The 1265-nt window shown below is 67.1% G+C and carries 1 protein-coding gene and 1 pseudogene; one reads left to right on the forward strand and one right to left on the reverse strand.

The annotated features are described in order from the left end of the window. Nucleotides 1-214: hypothetical protein (locus AC1D00_RS41595; protein WP_477014703.1), on the forward strand; the 214-nt coding region annotated here is incomplete at its 5' end. A 3-nt stretch (nt 215-217) separates the two neighbouring features. Here the strand turns inward: AC1D00_RS41595 and AC1D00_RS41600 are convergent. Next, nucleotides 218-991: pseudogene (locus AC1D00_RS41600) on the reverse strand (SDR family NAD(P)-dependent oxidoreductase). Between the last annotated feature and the right edge of the window lie 274 nt (nt 992-1265).

Consider the following 1265-nt stretch of genomic DNA (forward strand, 5'->3'; position numbering starts at 1 on the left):
GGCCGGGATCGAGGACTCCCGCCTCGTCACCATGAGCAAGGCGATCGTCCAGGCGGCTTTTCCGGATCAGTCGCCGTGGTTACCGATCAATCCGCCGCGGGGCGAATTGCGCTGGGCCGATGGTGTGCATCTCGACGAGCGATCGGCTCTGATCGTCGTGCGCGCCATTGAAAGCGCGCTCGCCGAGCGCGACGGCGCACGCCGGGACAAGTGACGGCTACACCGCCGCGGTGGTGACGCCGCCGTCGATGACGATGGTCTGGCCGGTCATGAAGCTCGACGCATCGGAGGCGAGGTAGGCCACCGCGCCTGCGATCTCGTCGGGCTCGCCGATSCGGCGCAGCGGCGTGGTGGCGGTGCGGCGCTTCAACATGGCTTCGTCTTCCCACAGCGCGCGGGCGAAGTCGGTCTTGACGAGGCCGGGCGCGATGCAATTGACGCGCACGCCCTTCGGGCCCCATTCGCCGGCGAGCGAGCGGCACAGGGCGAAGTCGGCGGCCTTCGAGATGCCGTAGGCGCCGATCACGGTGGAGCCGCGCAAGCCGCCGATCGAGGAGATGATGATCACCGAGCCGTTGCCCCGCTCCGCCATCTGCGGGATCGCGAGCGCGGAGAGCCAGATGTTGCTCTTCACGTTCGAGCCCATGATCTTGTCGAAGGCCTCGTCGGTGATGTCGAGCAGCGGACCGTAGTAGGGATTGACGGCTGCGTTGCAGACGAGGATGTCGATCTTGCCGTAATGCTTGGTTGCGCCCGCGATCAGCGCCTCGACCTCGGCCTTGCGCGCGATGTTGCAGGGGATGACGATGGCGTCACCGCCGGCCGCATTGATGCCGTCGGCGACCTCCTTGCAGGCCTCCGCCTTGCGCGAGGAGACCACGACCTAGGCGCCGAGTTTCGCCAGCAGCTCGGCCGAGGAGCGGCCGATGCCGCGGCTCGAGCCGGTGACGATTGCGACCTTTCCGGTGAGATCGAACGGGGTGTTTTTCATTGTTGGTGGCCTCCCAGACTCCGCGTGTCCATTTGTCATCGCCCGGCGACGCCTCTTGGCGAAGCCGGGGCCGGGCGACATGGCAGCGGTGAGTGTGGCCGGCCTCGCGCAATCCGTCGAGAGGCAGAGGTGCCGCCGGCGGAGGCTTCGTCTGGCGGCTCAGTTCTGGTCGTCGCCGAGCGCTGCGACCAGCTTGTCGTAATACTTGCCGACCAGATCGATGTTGCCCTTGTTCTCGATGGCGGGGGACGGGGTCTTCAGCGCCTCGTTGAGC

This window comes from Bradyrhizobium sp. P2_E8, assembly GCF_056403875.1.